This window comes from Prevotella falsenii DSM 22864 = JCM 15124, from assembly GCF_000613945.1.
In the GTDB taxonomy this organism is placed as follows: Bacteria; Bacteroidota; Bacteroidia; order Bacteroidales; family Bacteroidaceae; genus Prevotella; species Prevotella falsenii.
Map to the genome: position 1 here is coordinate 1 of NZ_BAJY01000062.1, position 3671 is coordinate 3671.

Genomic DNA, 3671 nt, shown 5'->3' on the forward strand with positions numbered 1-3671 from the left:
GCTTTTCCGTCAGTCTGTCGCCTTTCATCAGTCGTGTAGCCCGCTACACTCCTTCTTCAAGACGGCAGACTGACCGGGAAATAGCCGTAAATACAATGTCAATTAATTATGAACACCTACTTAAACTCCTCATACATAGCCACGGCTTTACGCCACAACTATGTGCGAGGAGTTTAGTTTTTTATTATTCAAAAGCTCCCATACGAAGCATAGCTACCTCTTGTTCGGTGAGGTAACGCCAGTCGCCACGACGGAGATTTTTCTTTGTAAGCCCTGCAAACTGTACGCGGTCGAGCTTTACAACACGATAGCCAAGACTCTCGAAGATGCGACGAACAATGCGGTTCTTGCCACTGTGGATTTCGATTCCCACTTGACTTTGGTCGCGTTCGTCGGCATATTCAATAGCATCGGCCTTGATTTCACCATCGTCGAGCTGAATACCGTCAGATATTTGCTGAAGCGTCTGTGGTGTTACAGGTTTGTCGAGGAATACGTGGTAAACCTTCTTCTTCAAGAACTTAGGGTGAGTAAGTTTGCTTGCAAGGTCGCCGTCGTTGGTAAGCAGCAACACGCCCGTAGTATTGCGGTCGAGACGTCCTACCGTAGATGCGCTCAGGCAGATACCTTTCACGAGGTCCATAACCGTTTTACGCTGTTGTGGGTCGTCGCTTGTGGTAACATAGTCCTTTGGTTTGTTCAAAAGCACATACACTTTCTTCTCGAGTGTAACCGGTTGGTCTTTGAATTTCACTTCGTCGGAACGCAAAATCTTTGTTCCGAGTTCTGTAATCACTTCACCATTCACAGTTACCGCACCTGCTTGGATAAACTCATCAGCCTCACGACGTGAGCAAACACCTGCGTTTGCGAGGTACTTGTTCAAACGTAACGGTTCGTTAGGGTCGATGTTTTCCTCCTTATATTCTATGCGCTTCTTGAGCGAATACTTTGCATTTGGGTCGTAATTGGCATTGTTTGGGCGATAGCCACCTTGCTGTCCGTAACCACCTTGGCGGTTGTTGTAGCCACCTTGACGATTGTTCTGATAGCCGCGATTGTTATAGTTACCACGGCTCTGATAGCCACCCTGACGGTTGTTCTGGTAGCCGCCACGACTCTGATAGCCGCCTTGACGGTTGTTCTGATACCCGCCACGGCTCTGATAGCCACCTTCTTCGCCATTGTTATTGTAGCGTGGGCGATAGCCACCTTGCTGTTGGCGGTTCTGATAACCTCCTTCTTCGCCCTCGTTTGCATTGTAATGAGGACGATAATCACCACGGTTGTTGTAATTGTTCGGTCTGTTCTGGTAGCCGCCACGACTTTGGTAGCCACCTTCTTCGCCTCCGTTGTTATAGCGTGGACGATAGCCGCCTTGCTGTTGGCGGTTTTGATAGCTGTTGCCATAGCCGTTGGTGCGTGGTCGATAGCCTGTCTTACGCTCGGATGCGCCAGCCCCTTGCAAATTAGAACCGAAGCCTTCAGGACGAAATCCTCCTTCTTCATTGTTGTTTTCACGGTCAGTTCCGTAGGCACGTTGTGCTTGAATGCGGGGACGTTGTGGGCGTCCTGTGCTGTGATAGCTTCTTTCGTAATAACTTCCTTGTCCGGTAGTTGAGTAGCCTTCTCGGCTATTCTCAGTCTGTTCGGACTGATTTTCTTTGTTCTCGAGTTCTTCTGTCATAATTTTAATTCTTTTTTAAATAATACTTAACCTCACGGTCGAAAACTAACAATATTTGTATTTATGTTTTGTTTCTATGTTCCTTATATATAATAAGGTGAGATTTGTTGTTTTTCACCTTATCTTATATTTCTATGTAACCAACTTGCAATGTTCTCGACACCCTCTTTGGTTGTTGTTGTACCTTATTTTATATACCGGTGTAGTTGAGCGGCGTGATTGCCATAAGTTCCGTTTTCACTTCTTCGCTTACGTTCAATGTCTTTATGAAGTCGTGAATGCTTTCAGCCGTCATTTGCGTATTGGTACGTGTGAGTGCTTTCAATGCCTCGTATGGGTGTGGGTATGCCTCGCGACGGAGTATGGTTTGAATGGCTTCTGCCACTACTGCCCACGTATTTTCCAAATCGGCATTCAGCCTTTCTTGGTTCAAAATGAGCTTACGGAGTCCTTTCAGTGTGCTCTGAATAGAGATGACACTGTGCCCGAACGGCACACCAATGTTGCGCAATACCGTAGAGTCGGTAAGGTCGCGCTGCAAACGGCTCACCGGCAGCTTCTGTGCAAGGAACTGCAACACGGCGTTTGCTATGCCAAGATTGCCCTCGCTGTTTTCAAAGTCGATGGGATTTACCTTGTGGGGCATTGCACTCGACCCTACTTCGCCTGCCTTAATCTTCTGTTTGAAGTATTCCATGGAGATATACAACCAGAAGTCGCGGTCCAAGTCGATGATGATGGTGTTGATGCGGCGCATTGCGTCGAATATGCTTCCAAGGTGGTCGTAGTTGCTAATCTGCGTTGTCCACTGCTCGCGCTGCAGCCCGAGGTGTTCGCTTACGAACTTGTTGCCGAACGCTTTCCAATCGTATGCAGGGTAAGCAACGTGGTGTGCATTGAAATTACCGGTTGCACCGCCAAACTTTGCTGTAAGTTTGCAAGCCTTCAAACTTTCCAACTGCTCTTGCAAACGATACACAAACACTTCTATCTCTTTGCCCAAACGAGTTGGCGAGGCAGGTTGTCCGTGCGTTTTAGCCAACATTGGAACGTCTTTCCATTCGTCGGCATATTGCTGAAGCTGTGCGATAAGTTCTTCGATTTGCGGATAATAAACTTCTTTCAGTGCTTCCAATATGGACAAGGGCACACTGGTGTTGTTGATGTCTTGCGATGTAAGCCCGAAATGTATAAACTCCTTGTATGCGTCCAAGCCGCCAATCTTGTCGAATTGTTCCTTAATGAAGTATTCTACGGCTTTAACGTCGTGGTTTGTAATGCTTTCTATCTCTTTCACCCTTGCAGCATCGTTTTCCGTAAAGTTATCGTAGATATTGCGTAACTTTCCGAAAAGCTGCTTATCGAACGATGCCAACTGTGGCAAAGGCAGTTCGCACAACGATATGAAGTATTCTATCTCCACACGCACTCTGTACTTTATAAGTGCAAATTCGGAGAAATAATTTGCGAGTTTTTCGGTTTTGCCTCTATAACGGCCATCTACCGGCGACACGGCGGTTAAAACATCAAGAACCATAATTTATTATTTATTCAATTGCAAATTTAGTGTTTTAAATCGATATGTAAGCAAAGTTTTGCTATAATCTTTGTATTTTAAAGGTTAAAGGTTGCTTATAAAAACAAAAACACCTCACAACTCAACGTTGCAAGGCTATCCTCGTCTTTTTGTGGGCGTTGACGGATTCGAACCGCCGACCCTCTGCTTGTAAGGCAGATGCTCTAAACCAGCTGAGCTAAACGCCCTCTAAAAACTCCCCGCAACCCCGAAAGGTTACAGGGAAACACCCCTGTGGGCGTTGACGGATTCGAACCGCCGACCCTCTGCTTGTAAGGCAGATGCTCTAAACCAGCTGAGCTAAACGCCCTTACTTTTCGTAAGCGAATGCAAAGGTAAACATAAATTATTTAACCACCAAATTTTTAATTCGTTTTTATTTATTATTTCTGAAAAAGTCGAATGGGC

3 protein-coding genes and 2 tRNA genes are annotated in these 3671 nt (G+C 46.0%); 1 reads left to right on the top strand and 4 read right to left on the bottom strand.

The features are described 5' to 3' along the window. Positions 1-236, top strand: a 236-nt coding sequence (locus JCM15124_RS16855; RefSeq protein ID WP_232220191.1) for a hypothetical protein, incomplete at its 5' end; no start/stop codon positions are given. Here the strand turns inward: JCM15124_RS16855 and JCM15124_RS12305 are convergent. From JCM15124_RS12305 to JCM15124_RS12320, 4 genes are all read right to left on the bottom strand, one after another. Beyond that, positions 185-1687 carry a pseudouridine synthase gene (locus JCM15124_RS12305; protein ID WP_024999648.1) on the bottom strand — a complete coding sequence of 501 codons (1503 nt, stop codon included), beginning with the start codon at positions 1685-1687 and terminating at the stop codon, positions 185-187. The genes JCM15124_RS16855 and JCM15124_RS12305 overlap by 52 nt on opposite strands. Before the next feature lie 190 nt (positions 1688-1877). Further along, positions 1878-3224, bottom strand: coding sequence for an adenylosuccinate lyase (gene purB / locus JCM15124_RS12310; protein ID WP_024999649.1), 1347 nt, complete (start codon positions 3222-3224; stop codon positions 1878-1880). A gap of 152 nt (positions 3225-3376) precedes the next feature. After that, positions 3377-3451, bottom strand: a tRNA-Val gene (locus JCM15124_RS12315). Positions 3452-3498: 47 nt separating this feature from the next. Next, positions 3499-3573: transfer RNA gene (locus JCM15124_RS12320), tRNA-Val, on the bottom strand. Between the last annotated feature and the right edge of the window lie 98 nt (positions 3574-3671).

Excerpts from the sequence above, each read along its gene's own strand:
- JCM15124_RS12305 (WP_024999648.1), bottom strand. The coding sequence starts at position 1,687 with ATGACAGAAGAACTCGAGAACAAAGAAAATCAGTCCGAACAGACTGAG.
- purB (WP_024999649.1), bottom strand. The coding sequence starts at position 3,224 with ATGGTTCTTGATGTTTTAACCGCCGTGTCGCCGGTAGATGGCCGTTAT.